The 16,406-nt window shown below is 69.1% G+C and carries 13 protein-coding genes; 5 read left to right on the top strand and 8 right to left on the bottom strand.

The window, feature by feature from the left end:
- Positions 1-320 precede the first annotated feature (320 nt).
- Together ACFXHE_RS25290 and ACFXHE_RS25285 are read right to left on the bottom strand one after the other, a co-directional pair.
- Positions 321-1,742 (bottom strand): short-chain fatty acyl-CoA regulator family protein, encoded by a 1,422-nt coding sequence (locus ACFXHE_RS25290; RefSeq protein WP_379386811.1) that lies wholly within the window; start codon positions 1,740-1,742, stop codon positions 321-323.
- A gap of 217 nt (positions 1,743-1,959) precedes the next feature.
- Positions 1,960-3,174 carry a DUF445 domain-containing protein gene (locus ACFXHE_RS25285; RefSeq protein ID WP_379386809.1) on the bottom strand — a complete coding sequence of 405 codons (1,215 nt, stop codon included), beginning with the start codon at positions 3,172-3,174 and terminating at the stop codon, positions 1,960-1,962.
- A gap of 98 nt (positions 3,175-3,272) precedes the next feature.
- Here ACFXHE_RS25285 and ACFXHE_RS25280 point away from each other — a divergent pair, with 98 nt between their 5' ends.
- Positions 3,273-4,190, top strand: coding sequence for a helix-turn-helix domain-containing protein (locus ACFXHE_RS25280; protein ID WP_379386807.1), 918 nt, complete (start codon positions 3,273-3,275; stop codon positions 4,188-4,190).
- On the opposite strand, the gene ACFXHE_RS25275 is transcribed toward ACFXHE_RS25280, so the two are convergent.
- The 6 genes from ACFXHE_RS25275 to ACFXHE_RS25250 form a co-directional block, all read right to left on the bottom strand.
- Complete coding sequence (locus ACFXHE_RS25275) at positions 4,153-4,329, bottom strand: DUF1737 domain-containing protein (RefSeq protein WP_379386805.1); 177 nt, start codon at positions 4,327-4,329, stop codon at positions 4,153-4,155. The two genes, ACFXHE_RS25280 and ACFXHE_RS25275, sit on opposite strands and share 38 nt — an antisense overlap.
- Positions 4,330-4,369: 40 nt before the next feature.
- Positions 4,370-4,765 carry a hypothetical protein gene (locus ACFXHE_RS25270; RefSeq protein ID WP_379386804.1) on the bottom strand — a complete coding sequence of 132 codons (396 nt, stop codon included), beginning with the start codon at positions 4,763-4,765 and terminating at the stop codon, positions 4,370-4,372.
- A gap of 271 nt (positions 4,766-5,036) precedes the next feature.
- Entirely contained in the window at positions 5,037-6,494 is a 1,458-nt protein-coding gene (locus tag ACFXHE_RS25265) for a serine/threonine-protein kinase (protein ID WP_379386802.1), read from the bottom strand.
- A 74-nt stretch (positions 6,495-6,568) separates the two neighbouring features.
- A complete protein-coding gene (locus tag ACFXHE_RS25260) occupies positions 6,569-7,768 on the bottom strand; it encodes a hypothetical protein (protein WP_379386800.1) in 1,200 nt (399 codons plus the stop codon).
- A complete protein-coding gene (locus ACFXHE_RS25255; RefSeq protein ID WP_379386798.1) occupies positions 7,765-9,009 on the bottom strand; it encodes a hypothetical protein in 1,245 nt (414 codons plus the stop codon). The genes ACFXHE_RS25260 and ACFXHE_RS25255 overlap by 4 nt, the downstream gene beginning before the upstream one ends.
- A 4-nt stretch (positions 9,010-9,013) precedes the next feature.
- Positions 9,014-10,213 (bottom strand): hypothetical protein, encoded by a 1,200-nt coding sequence (locus tag ACFXHE_RS25250; protein ID WP_379386796.1) that lies wholly within the window; start codon positions 10,211-10,213, stop codon positions 9,014-9,016.
- A 320-nt stretch (positions 10,214-10,533) separates the two neighbouring features.
- On the opposite strand from ACFXHE_RS25250, the gene ACFXHE_RS25245 reads away from it, so the two are divergent.
- The 4 genes from ACFXHE_RS25245 to ACFXHE_RS25230 all read left to right on the top strand — a co-directional run bounded on the left by ACFXHE_RS25245 (position 10,534) and on the right by ACFXHE_RS25230 (position 16,347).
- Positions 10,534-13,938 carry a pyruvate carboxylase gene (locus ACFXHE_RS25245; RefSeq protein WP_379386794.1) on the top strand — a complete coding sequence of 1,135 codons (3,405 nt, stop codon included), beginning with the start codon at positions 10,534-10,536 and terminating at the stop codon, positions 13,936-13,938.
- A complete protein-coding gene (gene rsmD / locus ACFXHE_RS25240) occupies positions 13,935-14,492 on the top strand; it encodes a 16S rRNA (guanine(966)-N(2))-methyltransferase RsmD (protein WP_379386792.1) in 558 nt (185 codons plus the stop codon). Before ACFXHE_RS25245 ends, rsmD begins: the two co-directional genes overlap by 4 nt.
- A 70-nt stretch (positions 14,493-14,562) precedes the next feature.
- Positions 14,563-15,303, top strand: a complete 741-nt coding sequence (locus ACFXHE_RS25235; protein WP_379386791.1) for an SDR family oxidoreductase — start codon at positions 14,563-14,565, stop codon at positions 15,301-15,303.
- 45 nt (positions 15,304-15,348) lie between these two features.
- Positions 15,349-16,347: a sigma-70 family RNA polymerase sigma factor gene (locus ACFXHE_RS25230; RefSeq protein ID WP_379386898.1), complete on the top strand. Its 999-nt coding sequence runs from the start codon at positions 15,349-15,351 to the stop codon at positions 16,345-16,347.
- Positions 16,348-16,406 lie beyond the last annotated feature (59 nt).

The following is a 16,406-nucleotide window of genomic DNA, read 5'->3' as shown; positions in this document are numbered from 1 at the left end:
GAGAATTCCAGCAAATCCAGACGCTACACATGATCTGCTCGTGATGGGCGGCAAACGCCGGATCAATCCGGGTAACTCATCATTCTCCCGGGTCCGAAATAAAGAATACTAGACAGTATTCAATACCTTTCGGTATTTAATGCCATGGGGCGGAGTGGATATCCACAATGGATAAAAGGAGTTGCTGAGCAGCGTCAGGGCTTTCACCAGCGACGATGGGTGCGCGACGGACACCGGCCCGCCGAGGGCATCGGAAGGCGCGGTGCTACCGGGGAACTCGGCGGTAGCCGGGCGGGCGCTCGGCGCGGTATGCGGGAATCTCAGCGGGGCAGACGGGGATACGGCAGATCCGAACTGGTGTGCTCGCTGATCGCCAGCGGCCGCCCGATCTGCGGGAAGGCGCGCTGGGCGCAGCCGGGGCGCTCGCACACCTTGCAGCCCGCGCCGATGGGCGCGGCCGCGGCCGGATCGTCCAGCTCCAGGCTGCGCGAATACACCAGCCGGTCGGCGTATTCGATGTCGCAGCCCAGCCCGATGGCGAATTCCTTTCCGGCCGTGCCGAATCCGGTCGGGGTGGGCGCGGTGGTGCGGGCCACCCACAGGTAGCGCCGCCCGTCGGGCATGGCGGCGATCTGGGACAGCATGCGGCCGGGATGGTTGAACGCCTCGTGCACCACCCACAGCGGGCAGCTGCCACCCACCCGGGAGAAGTGGAAGGCGGTGGCGGACTGGCGTTTCGAGATATTGCCCGCGCGATCGGTGCGGATCAGGAAGAACGGTACCCCGCGCTGGCCCTGCCGCTGCAGGGTGCTGAGCCGATGGCAGACGGTCTCGAAGCCGACCTCGAAGCGCAGGCTCAGCAGGTCGATGTCGTAGTGCAGCTCCTCGGCCGAGCGCAGGAACTTGCTGTACGGCAGGACGAGCGCGCCGGCGAAGTAGTTGGCCAGCCCGATCCGGGCCAGGGTGCGGGATTCGCCGGTGAGCGCGGGACTTTCGTCGAGAACCTCGTCGAGCAGGCCGCCGTGCAGCAGGAAGGCCAGGGTGGTGGCGATCTGGAAGGCCCGCTGCCCGGGCCGCAGCCGCCGGGCCAGGGTGAGGGTGCGGGTCTCGGGTTCGTAGTGGCGCTTGGGGATGTTCGGATCGGCGCCGTCGCCGCGGACCAGGACGGTGACCCCGGCGCGTTCCTCCGCGACCCGGGCCAGCTGCCGGTCGAGGGAGCCGATGGTGAGCCCGCTCTCCTCGAACAGCCGCTCGGCCGCGAGATCCAGCTGGGCGATGTGATTGTGGTGATCGTAGAAGAAGTCGCGCACGTCCTCGTAGGGCATGGGGACGCCGGGCGCGCCGGTGGGGGTGGCCACCTTGGAGGACAAGAGATCCAACTGGTCGGTCGCGGCACGTAGTCGGCGGTGCATGGCCACAACGATTTTCGCGACCTCGGGCATGCGGGTGGCCAGGTCCTCGACCTCGGCCACCGGCGCGGCATTGCCGCCCGCGGCCTCCACCAGGATCTCGTGCAGGTCCGAGACCAGCCGCGCGTCGGAGTCCGCGGCGAAGAACTGCACATCGAGGTCGAAGGTGGAATTCAGTTTCAGTAGCACGGGAATGGTGAGCGGCCGCTGATCACGTTCGAGCTGGTTGAGGTAGCTGGGCGACAGGTCCAGGGATTTGGCCAAGGCCGCCTGGGTCATCCGCCGTTCCTCGCGCAACCGCCGTAGTCGGGCGCCCGCATACATCTTGCGCACGTGCAGGATGGTACCGATTCGGCTTCGCAAACATCGCAATTTGAGGAGACTCGCCGCAACGTCACCGACCCTGCGTGGCACTTCGCCATGACGGACGGCCTGCGTAGCATGCGAATTCGGTGCTACGAGCGGTTTTGTGCGCGAGTCCCCATCGTACGACCAACCCGACGCCGCCGAGGGGGAACGAGGTCCGGAATGTCCGCCGAAATCAGCGGGCTCACCCCAGAATCAGGTGAACCTGGAGTTCGCCGACCAGGAACCCGAGTACCGCACCGATGGCCACCAGCTTCCATTCGTCCTGTTTGAACGCCGGGCGCAGCAGGCCCTCGTACTCGTCGTCGGTGAGTTGCTTCGTCTTCTCGATGACGAGGTTGCGCACATCCAGGGCCTCGATGGCGTGCTGATCGAAACCGGAGTGCGCGGCGGCCTTGACGTGATCGAGCACGAAGGTGACCGCATCGCGTTCCAGGGCGGTGTAGCTGTCGCGCGCGACCATCATCATGAGCGGGCGGGCCGGGCCGGTCTGCAGTTCGAGGAACTCGCTGGCGTGCCGGCTCAGGAGAGATGCCAACCGGTCGGCACGCTCGCCATTGAGGACGGCCTCGAGAATGCGTGCGGGGGTGAGGATCTCGGTGGCGATGAGATCGCCGTAGTCGGTGCAGACCTGCTCCCGGCGCTTGTGGAACAGGCCCTGCCACTTGAACGGTCCAATACCGATCGGACGGATCGGACGGAAGATCATCTGCAGCGCCAGCCAGTCGGTGATCAATCCGGTGAAACCGCCGAAAGCGGGCATGAGCAGCGGGGAGTGGGTGAGCGCCCAGGTGATCATCTGCACGAAGCCCAGCACCGTGCCGAAGATCAGGCCCGAGCGGACGATGAAGCGCAGCTCGTTGCGGCCCACCCGGCGCACCATCTCCACCAGCAGCGACTTGTCGTCCACCAGTGCGCTGATGGCCATGCCGCGCAGATCCATCACCTGGTCGATATTGGTGCGCAGGTCGTAGACGATGTCCGCGATCAGCTGCGGCAGATCCCGTTGCGCGCGTTCGATGATGGCGCGCTGGGCGGCGTCGGGCATGTTCACCCAGAGCCGGGGCTGATGCTTCATCATCATGGCGCGGACCATGTAATCGACACCGGCGTCGAGGGGTTCGCGCAGCCGCGTGGTCAGCTCGGCGACATCGATGCGGGCGATGATGTCCTGCGGATAGATGAGCTTGCCGAACATGAGATCCACCGCGATGGTCGCCATGCGCGGCGCGGAGCGTGGAATGACGCCCTGCCAGCCCAGCCACGGTGGGATGCCCTTGAATTCGAGCGGATACATCAGCATCTGCACGGCGACGATCTTGGTCACCCAGCCGATGAGGGCGGCGACGAGCGGGATGGAGCAGTACAGCAGCCAGTGGTCGGCGAAATCCGCGATCAACCCTTCACCCCGGTGGTTGCCATGCCCTGCTCCTCGGTGCAATTATTCGTATTCAGCCGTACGGCTATTTGTGCCGCGGCTCAGGCTAGGAGACCCGCGTGCCCACTGGCAAGACCGAGAGCTCGCCGCCCACCCAGCGCGTCATCGCCATCGTGGAACTGCTGGCCGCCCAGGACGACTCGCTCACCTCCGCCGAGATCGCCGACAGCCTGGACCTGAACCGGTCCACCACCGGAGCGATCCTGGCCGCGCTCGCCGAAGGCGGCTGGGTGCGCCGGCGGCCCGATCTGCGCTATGAACTCGGCGAGCGGCTCGCCGCGGTCGGGGCGCGCGCCGCGCTGGGGCAGCGCGATCGCGCCTGGCTGGACCGGGAATTGGCGCGGCTGGCCGATCGCGTCGACTGTGGTGCGGCGCTGACCGCGCTCAGCGGCGGCCATCTGAAGTTCGTCGCCGTCACCCGCGACCGCCTCACCGTGGGAATGGAGTCCGGCGTACGGATTCCGCTGCTGGCGCCGGCCGGCGCCGCGATCATCGCCCACACCGGCGCGGCCCGCCAACGGGATTGGATCGACACCCGCGGGGCCGAGCGACGTGACGAATATCGCGCCGTCCTCGACACCCTCCGCACCGCAGGCTACTGCGCCTGGCGGCTGGAACGCGACAGCCTCCCCGGAGTCCGGGTGCTCTCCGAGGTCGCCGACCACCTCGCCGAACATCCGGGAAACACGGACCTGCAGGGCAAGGTGCTGGCACAGCTGGCGACCTTCGGCGGCAGCGCCTACGACCAGCAGACCTTCGACAGCGACGCGACACTGCCGCTCAGTTATATGAGTGCCCCGGTTTTCGACGGCGGCGGCCACGCGGTCATGGAATTACAGATCGGCCCCCTGCGCGAGGACGTCACCCGCACCGAGCGCCGCCACTACCTCACGGAATTGTCCGCGGCCGCCCGCCGCATCGGCGACGGGCTCGAGCCCGTCAGTCATCGCCCCACACCACCGCCTGCGCGGCGATGACCGCGGTGCCGTTGAATGTCACCGCCGGTGATCCGTGCAATCGATACCCCTCATCCAGCAGTGCGCTGATCCGCTCGCAGAAGGTCGCTTCGTCGGGCCCGGTGATCAGTCGATAGCGCAGTCGCGGTTGCTCGGTCATGACGCCAGCCTAGGGACGGCGGATTCCGGAGGGGCGGGCGCTATTGCATGTCGCGGGTGGTCGCGATGAGGAATTGGATGGTGTCCTGGACCTTCTGGTCCGTCATCCGCAGTGGGACCGAGCTCGTCGCGGCGATCTTGTCATCGATCGCCAGCATCCCTTCCCAGGTGCCGACCCGGGTCAGATAGCTGTCGTCCGGGGTGCGCCAGACGTCCTCGCCGAAACCGTCCAGGCGCTGGTAACGGGCGCCGATCGGGTCGGTGTGGTCCGGCTTGTGCATATTGCGGACCGTCAGCCACGCCACGTAGGGGGCGCGGCGCTGCAGGTTCAGGTAGCAGGATCCGGTGGTATCGATCGAAGCGTCGATCGTGCCCTGGCTGAGTTCGGCCACCTGCACCTCGGGAACGCCGAGCGTGTTGTGGAAGAAGTCGATCATCCGCGTGCACAGATCCCGGTTCGAATGCGCGGAAGTCGTTGCACCGGGACTGATTTGGGTTGCCGGGGGCGATCCGCATCCCGCCAGCGCCAGCACGGCCACGACCGGCAGGCACCGGCCCCCCCACCGCTTTCCGATCACCTCGACCTCCTGTACGGGCCGCAGCGTAACAGGACCGGCGGGTCCGGCCAACCGTCGTGGCGCAACTGCGCCGGGCCGCCCATCAAGCGCCACAACAACTCTCGATGCGGAGGACGTCGACCGGGCTCGGTCAGAGCACCTTCACTATCGCGGGCACGACCTTCTGGACAAGGACGTCGGGGGAGCGGTCGGACCAGGTCTGGAAGGACTGGACGGTGGCGGGATCGTCGACGATCACCAGCCTGGCGTGGGAGAGGCTGGAGGAGAGGAAGCTGCTGGGCAGGCCGCGCAGGCCGCCGTTGCCCGCCTGCCGGTCGGTGCGCACGACGATCACGATGTCGACGTCGGGGACCGAGACGTCGGAGGGGGACAGTGGGCGCGGCGACGCCTCGCCGGGCTGGGCGCGGTAGTCGGTGCTGTAGCGAAAGCCGATGTCCACCAGGAACTTCGCCTGATCGCTGGTGTCCAGGTCGGCGGAGAGGCTGCCGTCGCCGAAGTTGAACGCGGCGACGGTCTTGTTCTGGAAGGTGGGGTGGGCGGAGCGAACCTGATCCAGCGCATCGGTGTGCACGGTGGTGGTCGCGCCGGTCGAGCCGCCGGACTCGTGGTTGGTGGCCAGGAAGGCGGTGATGCCCGAAATACCGAGCAGCACAACGATTGCCGCGATGAACGGAGCGAGCCGGCGCCGCCGGCGCGGCTCGGGGACGACCGGTGCGGCGGACGGCATCCGGCCCTGCAGTGCCAGCGCCGCGTCATGGGTGAAGTCGTGGCAGGTCGCGTAGCGGTGGTCCGGATCCTTGGCCAGCACCTTGGCGATGACCGCGTCCAGCGCCGGCGGCAGATCCGGGCGCAGCGGGCTCAGCGCGGGCGGCGGCTCCTGCAGGTGGCCCAGGGTGGCCTGGGCCAGGGAGGTCACCGGGAACGGGGTGCGGCCGGTGAGCAGCTTCACGAACGCGCAGCCCAGGCTGTAGATGTCGCCGCGATGGTCGAGCGGCCCGGCGACCAGGCGTTCGGGCGGCGCATAGGCCAGCGTCGCCATCAGGCTGTCGGTGGCGGTGAGCTCGCGGCCGTCGGTAATCGATGTGGCCACACCGAAATCGGTGAGCAGCACCCGCTCCTCGCCGCCGGGCTCGTCGTCCGGTTCACCCGGCGAGAGCAGGAAGTTCGCGGGCTTCACATCGCGGTGCAGCAGCCCGCGCCGGTGCGCGTGGTCGAGGGCCTTGCCGACCTCGGTGATGATGCGCAGCGCCCGCTGCGGCGTCATGCCGGCGGGGTTCTTCTTCAATTCCACGGCGGCATCGGTGCCGGGCACGTACTGCATGGCGATCCACAGCCGGCCGTCCTCCTCGCCGCGCGCGTAGACCGTGACGATGTTCGGATGATCCAGCTCCGCAGCGAGATTCGCCTCACGCTCGAACCGCGCCCGGTAGTGCTCGTCGTGGGACAGATCGGCGCTGAGCACCTTCAGCGCGTCGAGCCGCCGCGGGAACATCGGATCCTGCACCAGATACACGGTGCCCATGCCGCCACTGCCGAGCACGCGGATCACCCGGTGGCCGCCCACGATCGTGCCGGGCCGCAACGGCATGGACATCCTCCCTCAGCACTGCCAGGATCCCGACCCTTACGAATGTAGCAACGATCGTCACCTCCGGCCCGGCATCAGATGTGCCCGTAGGCCAGTAGCTCGTACTGTGCCGAAAGTCGTTGGCGCAGATCCTGGGACTGGTCGGCGAACACCTCGGCGACAAAGTGGTCGTAGGGCAGATAGCACATGAATTTCGCTCCGGCGGCGTTCTTCTCGTCCTTCAGCTGCAGGCACCGGGCGGTCGCCAGGCCGGGCGGCGGGTCGATGGGTTTGTACCGGTCGCCCAGCTCGTCCACGAAGGCGCCGGTGAGCCGTTGCGCGCCGGCCGCGTCCCGGGCCCGGTAGACGCCGGAGAGCGCATGCGCCACCAGGTCCACCCCGGCCTCGTCGAAGGCGCGCCGCGTGGCCACCGGCCGGTCGTCGAGGGTCAGGGCGGCATGGGGACCGTACAGTCCCTCGGTCGCCCAGATCTGGCCCTTGCCCGGCGGCAGGGTGCGGCCGAGCAGATCCTCGGGATCGGCGGCCAGCCCGGCGAGCTGATCCAGCGGGGTGGGCCGGTAGTCCCGCATGGCCTCGATCGTCTTGTCCAGCACCAGTTTCGCCGTGTCCAGCAGCGCCCCCGGACCGTCGGGCACCGTGAGGTCGTCCTCGATGTAGAGCCAGTAGAGGTAGTCGTCCTGCGCGTAGGTGGCCTTCACCCATTCGAGCGAGGTCAGCGCCGCCTTGGCGGTGGGGTACCCCGGAATCTGCAGCGGCGCCTTGTCCGGATAATCCGGACTGGCCAGTCCGACAAGGAAATTGCCGGCCGCCGCGGCCTGCTCGGGCTTCGCGAACCGCAGCACCGTGATGTCCACGTTCAGCCCGAGCGTGGTGTCGGACCGATGCCGCCCGCCCGACTCCCAGCCCGAGATCAGGCCCGGCGCTTCGTCATTGAAGTTGTCGATGCTGATCGGCGGGTAGTCCGCCGTGATCGCGTGCGCGGAATTGTTGAACACCAGGCGGTTGTCGATATCCAGCGCCAGTGGCACGTGTTCGGCCATCCGGATCGACTCCTGCAGCAGATCGCCCACCGTGATGTCGGGCTTCTGGCTGGTGATCGCGCGCGGTACGACCGGGTAGTTGCCCGGATCCAGTTGGGAGGTATCGACGATCGCGGCCTTCGAGGCGGGTGTCGCGGGATCGCGATGGTCCGAGCCGCACGACGCCGCGAGGACGGCCGCCAACGCCAGCAGGACCAGGCGGCCGGGCAGGGTGCTGGTGCGCGCGGTGGTCATGACTGTCCACTCTTGGCCAGCATCGAATACTGCGCCGCCACCCGTTGCGGGAACGAGGCCGGTGCGCCGCCGCTGAACCGCGCCTCCGCCCCGATCACCGCGACATACCGGCCGTACACGACCGCGCAGATGTAGGTGTACTGGCGAATCGGCTCGGGTTCGTCGAGCTGGATGCAGTGCGCGTCGGTGATGCCGGGCGGATTGGGGAATTCGTCGTCGTCGCGGCCCAGGGTGGTCAGCGCGGCCTGTAAACCGAAGGCGGCCGCCAGATCCCGGGTGCGGTAGACGGTCGCGGCATTGCGGGCGACCAGATCCACCCCGGCCGCCGCGAACGCCTTGCGGGCGGCGGCGCCGTCGCGTTCGTAGTGCAGGGCGCCCGCCGGGGTGTAGACACCGCCGTAATTCCATCCGAACTGATCGGCATCGGAGGTGTCGTACTTGTTCGGCAGCGTCAGACCCAGGATGTTGTCGGGGTTGATCGGCAGATCGGGGAGGTCCTCCAGCGGGGTCGGCGTCAGATCGGCCATCCGGGCGAGCTGGGCCTGCACCATGGCCCGCAGCCGCACCCCCAGCGCGGCGGGATCGGCCTGCGGGATCACGGCGTGGCCGACGATCGCGTACACGCCGTGCACTGCGAAGACCTGGCCCTTGGCATCGGTGATCGACGACGCCCGCGCGTCGACGCCGTCGATCGGAATCGCGTGCAGCCCAGGGGCGGCCAGCGCATCGGCGAACCCGTCGATCGCGGCCCGGGCGGCCGGCTCGGTCGGGAACCGCATGACCGCCAGCGTGATGTGCTTGCGCGCCCGGACACTGTTGTTGTTGCGCCAGATGTACGCGCCCGCGATCATGCGATTGTGCTGGGCGATCGCCTGCCAGGCCTTGGGGAAGGGGCCGTCGGTGTCGTCGAAGTTCGCGTCGGAGGTGTCCAGCACCCGGGCCCCGCCCAGATACGTGACGTCGGGATCGATTTCGTCCGGACCGACCAGATAGGTCATCATGCGGCGCGACTCGATCTGGTACGCGTCGGTGGCGACCGAGTACGTCGGGGCGTACTCGACCGGGGCCGAAGGATACGGTCCGACAATGAGTTTCGAGAAGTCGGCCGGTGTCATGCCGGGGATCGGGCGACCCGGAACCGCCGGCAACGCCACCGCGATGCCCAACGCCAGGACGGCGGTCACCACGGTCACGATCGCCAGAACCATTCGCGGCCTGCGGAATTCGCGGATTCGCCTCACGCCGTCACCTGCTCGTCACCAGCACGTACTCGGCCGAGGTCTTCTGATACAGCTCCGGCACGTTCATGGAGCCGACCTGCACGGTGTACCGGTCCACGTGGAAGTTGCACTGGTTGGCGACCACATTTCCGTGATCCAGCACCGCGAAACAGCCGATGTCGCCGGGGAAACCCGGTGGCGGGGCGATGCTCCGGCGATCGCCGGAGGTGTCCGTGGCCGGATTCCACCGGTCCCACAGCGCCCGGGCCGCCGTCCCGGTCCGGCTGTGGAACACCAGCGCGTCGCCATAGCCGACCAGGTCGATGTCGCCGACCGTCAGGAAATCGAGGTCGTGGTCGGTCAGGCTCTGCAGTGCACCGCGGCCCGTGTACACCCCGTCCGGGTCCGGCCGCATGGGCTCTTCGGGATTCGTCGGCAGGGTGCGGCCGAGAATGCCGTCCGGATCGAGCGGCAGGTGCTCGAACCGATCCGTGGGTGTGGGCTGGAACCGGTCCAGCAGCGGTAGCGCCACCTCCAGCATCCGCTCGGTGCGGGCGGTCAGGTCGGCCAGGTCCGGTGCGGTGGCCAGCTCGTCGACGACCTTGATGAACACCACGTAGCGGTCGTGCGCGGTCCAGGAGCCGATCGAGGCCACGTTCGGCCGCCAATGCGCCTTGCTGTCAGGGTATTTCGGCAGGGTGACGGCCCGGTTGTCGACGTTGTAGGTGAAGTCGTCGTGCTCGAGCGCGGGGCCGACGGCCGCGGCCCGCCCGGCGTCCGGCAGCTCCAGCACCGCGATGCTCAGCCTGCGGTGCTTGTCGTCGGAATCGGATCCGGTGCACCAGGTATCGACCCAGCCTCCACGTAGATCGTGGGCGACCTCGTCGAAGGTGTCGTTGATGAGGATGTCGCCCAGGCCCTTGTGATTGGTGACGATGTGCGGGCGGACGTCGTTGGAGCACTCGTAGGCGTAGTCCCGGTCGGCCTCGAACGGCAGTGCCACGTAATCCGACAGCCGCTGTGACTCGCGGATGCGGGATTGCTTGTCGGTCTTGGCATTTCCCACCACGCGCGGCGTGATCTGATAGTTGCCGACCTCGAGGCTGCCCGGATCGGTCTGCTGCCGCACCGGTTGCCCGGAAACGCTGGCGGTACAGCCGGTCGCGGCGGCGAGCACGACCGCGACACCGCACAGCAGCGGCGCGCGCGACGCGAACGATCTCACCGTCCCCTCCTCGCGCCGGATGTTACCGGCGCGCAAGTCTTCTCGCGCGGCTTTGGCGGCCGGCGGTGTGGTCTCGGACACGATCGCGCGGCAATCCGGGCACCGTGATGTCTCGGCGCGCCCCCGCGCCGCGGCGGGCCTCGGGGCCGCAATCCTTAGCATGGCGGCGAATTCCGTGGTCGGAGCGCCGCAACCCTCACCGACAGGGATGTATCGCGGTGATTAACACAAATTCGCAAGCGAGAGGTCCGTCCTGTGAAGATTGCACCGAACGGGACTTCGATGCCCGATCCGTATCCCCGGGCAGGTACCTTCTACCCATGTTCTCCAAAGTCCTGGTCGCCAACCGCGGCGAGATCGCCATTCGCGCCTTCCGCGCGGCCTACGAACTCGGCATCGGTACCGTCGCGGTTTTTCCGTACGAGGACCGCAACTCCGTGCACCGGCTCAAGGCCGACGAGGCCTACCAGATCGGTGAGCCCGGCCACCCCGTGCGGGCGTACCTGTCGATCGAGGAGATCATCAAGGCCGCCAAGAGCGCCGGTGCGGACGCCATCTACCCGGGCTACGGCTTCCTGTCGGAGAACCCGGACCTGGCCGCCGCCTGCGCCCGCGAGGACATCACCTTCATCGGCCCGTCCGCGCAGGTCCTCGAACTGACCGGTAACAAGGCGCGCGCCATCGCCGCCGCCAAGGCCGCCGGGCTGCCGGTGCTGCGCTCGAGCGAACCGTCCGCCGATGTGGACGCGCTCATGACCGCCGCGGAGTCCATGGAGTTCCCGCTGTTCGTCAAGGCCGTGGCCGGCGGTGGCGGGCGCGGCATGCGGCGGGTCACCGATCCGGCCCAGCTGCGCGAATCCATCGAAGCCGCCGCGCGCGAGGCCGAATCCGCCTTCGGCGACGCGACCGTGTTCCTCGAGCAGGCGGTGGTCAACCCCCGCCATATCGAGGTTCAGATCCTGGCCGACCAGCAGGGCAATGTCATCCACCTCTTCGAGCGCGACTGCTCGCTGCAGCGCCGCCACCAGAAGGTGATCGAGCTCGCCCCCGCCCCGAATCTGGATCCCGAACTCCGCGACCGCATTTGCGCCGACGCGGTGGCCTTCGCCCGCCAGATCGGTTACTCCTGCGCGGGCACCGTGGAATTCCTGCTCGACGAGCGCGGCAATCACGTCTTCATCGAGATGAACCCGCGAATCCAGGTGGAGCACACGGTGACCGAGGAGATCACCGATGTCGACCTGGTGCAGTCGCAGCTGCGCATCGCCGCCGGGGAGACCCTGGCGGATCTGGGCCTGAGCCAGGACGGCATCCAGATCCGGGGCGCGGCGCTGCAGTGCCGCATCACCACCGAGGACCCGGCCAACGGCTTCCGGCCCGACACCGGCCGCATCACCGGCTACCGCTCGCCCGGCGGCGCGGGCGTGCGCCTGGACGGCGGCGCGAATGTCGGCGCGGAGGTCGGGGCCTACTTCGACTCCATGCTGGTCAAGCTCACCTGCCGCGGGCGCGATTTCGCCACCGCGGTGGCGCGCGCCCGGCGCGCGGTCGCCGAATTCCGCATCCGCGGCGTGACGACCAACATCCCGTTCCTGCTCGCGGTGCTGGACGATCCGGACTTCCGCGCGGGCCGGGTGACCACCTCGTTCATCGATGAGCGGCCGCAGCTGCTCACCCTCAAGAGCTCGGCCGACCGCGGCACCAAGATCCTGCAGTACCTGGCCGACGTCACCGTGAACAAGCCGCACGGCTCGCGGCCGACCAAGGTGTACCCGCACGACAAGCTGCCCGTCCTCGACATGACCGTGCCGCCCCCGCCCGGCTCCCGGCAGCGGCTGCTCGAGCTGGGACCGGAGGGCTTCGCGCAGTGGCTGCGCAACCGCGAGGGGGTGGCCGTCACCGACACCACCTTCCGCGACGCGCACCAGTCGCTGCTGGCCACCCGGGTCCGCACCAACGGCCTGCTCGATGTGGCCGGGCACGTGGCGCGCATGACGCCCGAGCTGCTGTCCATCGAATGCTGGGGCGGCGCAACCTACGACGTGGCGCTGCGCTTCCTCTACGAGGACCCGTGGGAGCGGCTCGCGGCGCTGCGCGAGGCGGTGCCGAACATCAACCTGCAGATGCTGCTGCGCGGCCGCAATACCGTCGGCTACACGCCGTACCCCGAAAAGGTCACGCGCGCTTTCGTTTCCGAGGCCACCGCCACCGGCATCGACATCTTCCGCATCTTCGACGCGCTCAACAATGTCGACCAGATGCGCCCGGCCATCGACGCCGTCCGCGAAACCGGCACGGCCCTGGCCGAAGTCGCGCTCAGCTACACCGGCGACCTGTCGAACCCGAGCGAGGACCTCTACACCCTCGACTACTACCTCAAGCTCGCCGAGCAGATCGTCGAGGCCGGGGCGCACGTCATCGGCATCAAGGACATGGCCGGACTGCTGCGCGCGCCCGCCGCGCACACCCTGGTCACCGCGCTGCGCCGGGAGTTCGACCTGCCCGTGCACGTGCACACCCACGACACCCCGGGCGGCCAGCTGGCCACCTACCTGGCGGCCTGGCAGGCCGGTGCGGACGCCGTCGACGGCGCGTCGGCGCCCATGGCGGGCACCACGTCTCAGCCCGCGCTCTCGGCCATCGTTGCGGCAGCGGCGAATTCGCCCCACGACACCGGGCTGAACCTGCAGAACGTGTGCGACCTGGAGCCGTACTGGGAGGCGCTGCGAAAGGTGTACGCGCCCTTCGAATCCGGGCTGCCGGGGCCGACCGGTCGCGTCTACCACCACGAGATTCCCGGCGGCCAGCTGTCGAACCTGCGCCAGCAGGCCATCGCGCTCGGCCTGGGCGACCAGTTCGAGCAGGTCGAGGCCAAATACGCCGCGGCCGACCGGATGCTGGGCCGGCTGGTCAAGGTCACCCCGTCCTCCAAGGTGGTCGGCGATCTGGCGCTGGCACTGGTCGGCACCGGCGTCGACGTCGAGGACTTCGCCGCCGACCCGGGCCGCTACGACATCCCGGACTCGGTCATCGGCTTCCTACGCGGCGAACTCGGCACCCCGGCCGGCGGCTGGCCCGAGCCCTTCCGCAGCCGCGCCCTCGCCGGCCGCGGCCCCGCCAAGCCGGAAACCCAACTGACCACGGCCGACGAGGCCGGGCTGAACGGGACCTCGGCCGAGCGCCGGGCCACCCTCAACCGCCTGCTGTTCCCCGGCCCCACCGCCGAATTCGTCGCCCACCGCGAGAAGTTCGGCGACACCACCGGGCTGTCGGCCAACCAGTTCTTCTACGGCCTGCGCCACGACGAAGAACATCACGTCCAGCTCGACAAGGGCGTCACCCTGCTCATCGGCCTGGAGGCCATCTCCGAGCCCGACGAGCGCGGCATGCGCACGGTCATGTGCATCCTCAACGGGCAGCTGCGCCCCATCACGGTGCGCGACCGCTCCATCGCCAGCGAGATCCCCGCCGCCGAGAAGGCCGACAAGACCAATGCCGGCCACATCGCGGCGCCCTTCGCCGGCGTGGTGACCCTGGCCGTCTCCGAAGGCGATTCGGTCGCGGCGGGCGACACCATCGGCACCATCGAGGCCATGAAGATGGAGGCCGCCATCACCGCTCCGCGCGCGGGCGTGGTCCGCCGCGTGGCCATCGCCAAGGTGCAGCAGGTGGAGGGCGGCGACCTGCTCGTCGACCTGAGCCTCACCGAGGCCGCCGCCGAATGACCCGCATCGTGGCGGGTACCGCCGGGGGCCGACGCCTGCGCGTCCCCCCGGCAGGCACCCGCCCCACCTCCGACCGTGTGCGCGAGGCGCTGTTCAGCCTCCTGCACGCCCGCATGGATTTCGACGGCCTGCACGTCCTCGACCTCTACGCGGGCTCGGGGGCGCTGGCCCTGGAGGCGCTGTCCCGCGGCGCCTCGCACGCGCTGCTCATCGAAGCGGACCGCAAGGCCGCCGCCATCATTCGCGGCAATATCGGCGACCTCGGGCTGCCGGGCGCGGAGCTGCGCCAGAACTCGGTCACCAGCGTCCTGTCCGGTGTGCCGCCGGAACGCTACGACCTGGTCTTCTCCGACCCGCCCTACGACCTCGACGTCGCCGCCGTGCAGGCCGACCTCCGCGCCCTCGCCGCCAACGGCTGGCTCCACGACGACGCCCTCATCGTCGTCGAACGCTCCACCCGCTCGCCCGAGGTGTCCTGGCCCGACGGCTACGCACCGCTGAAGTCCCGCACCTACGGCGAAACCCGCATCGATCTCGCCGAATTCGAGGGCTGACACCCGACGGATTTCCCGGCTCCCGCTGGTCTGAATACCGACAGGAACAGACCGGAGTAGGGAGTACGTGATGTCGGATTCGATACGGACCGCCGTGGTCACCGGTGCGAGCCGGGGATTCGGGCGGGCGATCGCCGCCTCACTCGTCGCGTCGGGCGCGCGGGTGATCGGCGTGGCGCGGGACGAGCAGACCTTGCGGGACGTCCGTGCGGAGCTCGGGGACCGATTCGTGCCGGTGGCGGCCGACGCTACCGAGGAAGCCGTGGCGCAGAAGGTGATTCGCGTGTACCGGCCGGATCTGCTGGTGCTCAATGCCGGGGCCACTCCGCCCCTGGCCCCCGTGCACGAGCAGACCTGGGAGACCTTCAGCCGCAACTGGGAGACCGATACCAAGCAGGCGTTCGTCTGGATCGGGGCCGCCCTGCGGGAGCCGCTGCCCCCGGGGAGTGCGGTGATCGCCATGTCCAGCGGGGCCGCGCTGGCCGGGTCACCGCTCAGCGGCGGATACGCGGGAGCCAAGTCCACCATCCGATTCATCCGGACCTACGCCGCTGAGGAATCGGACCGCGCCGGGCTCGGCATTCGGTTCGTGGCCCTGCTGCCCAGGCTGACACCGGCCACCGGGCTCGGTGAGAAGGCGGTCGCGGGGTATGCCGCCCGGCAGGGCATCGACGTGGAAACCTATCTCGCCGGGATGGCGCCGGTGCTCACACCCGAACAGGTCGGCAAGGCGGTGGTCGAACTCGCCGATGATCCCCGCAGTGCGGCGGAATACTTGGTGAGCGGCGCCGGGCTGAAGCAGATCGGCTGAGGGGCCGCGACCATGACGACCAGCGCACCTCCGGGAGTAGCGGCCATGCCCTCCGACACCGAACGGCCTGCGGTCACCGCACCGCCCACCGAGCGCGAATTCGCCGCTCTCACACAGCGATTCCGGCCGGAGCTGCTCGCGCACTGCTATCGCATGCTGGGGTCGGTGCACGATGCCGAGGACCTGGTGCAGGAGACCTACCTGCGGGCCTGGCGCGGGTTCGGCGGGTTCGAGGGCCGGTCGTCGCTGCGGCGCTGGCTGTACCGGATCGCGACCATGGCCTGCCTGACCGCGCTGGAGGGGCGTTCACGTAGGCCGCTGCCGTCGGGGCTGGGTGCGCCGGAGGACGATCACCGGGTGGCGATGGCGGCCCGGGAGCCCGAGGTGGCGTGGTTGCAGCCCGCGCCGGACTCGTTGTTCGGGTTCGACGATCCGGCCGCCATCGTGGCCGGGCGGACGGGAGTGCGGCTGGCCTTCATTGCGGCACTGCAACTTCTGCCCGCCCGGCAGCGGGCGGTGCTGACGCTGCGCGACGTGCTGGCCTTCCGGACCGCGGAGGTCGCCGCCATGCTGGACACCACGCCGACCGCCGTGGACAGTGCGCTGCGGCGGGCGCGGAGCCGATTGGCGCAGGCCGGGCCGGTGGAGGCGGACCTGGCCGAGCCGGACGAACTCGCGCAGCGGCGGCTGCTCGACGGCTATGTCGACGCGTTCACCCGCGCCGACCATGCCGCGCTGCTCCAACTGCTGCGTGCCGACGTGGAGATGGAAATGCCGCCCACGCCAACGTGGTTCACCGGACGCGAGGCGGTCCTCGGGTTCCTGCGCAGCCGTATCCTGCGGCCGGGCCTGTGGCGTTTCACGCCGACCCGCGCGAATGACCAGCCCGCCTTCATCGTTCACAAACGCGTCGACGACCACCACTACGAGGCCTACGGGATCCACGTCCTGACGCTGATCGGGGCCAGGATCGGGCGCATCACCGCGTTCAACGACCCGGCCCTGGTCCGCACCTTCGGCGCGGAGGCCGCGCTCGAACTCTGAGGCCCGGCCCGCCGTCGAGATCCGAAGCGGGAGTGGAGGATACGGCGATGCCCGCCGTG

Source organism: Nocardia sp. NPDC059229, from assembly GCF_042754165.1.
In the GTDB taxonomy this organism is placed as follows: domain Bacteria; phylum Actinomycetota; class Actinomycetes; order Mycobacteriales; family Mycobacteriaceae; genus Nocardia.
This window is presented reverse-complemented; position numbering and strand designations above follow the sequence as displayed.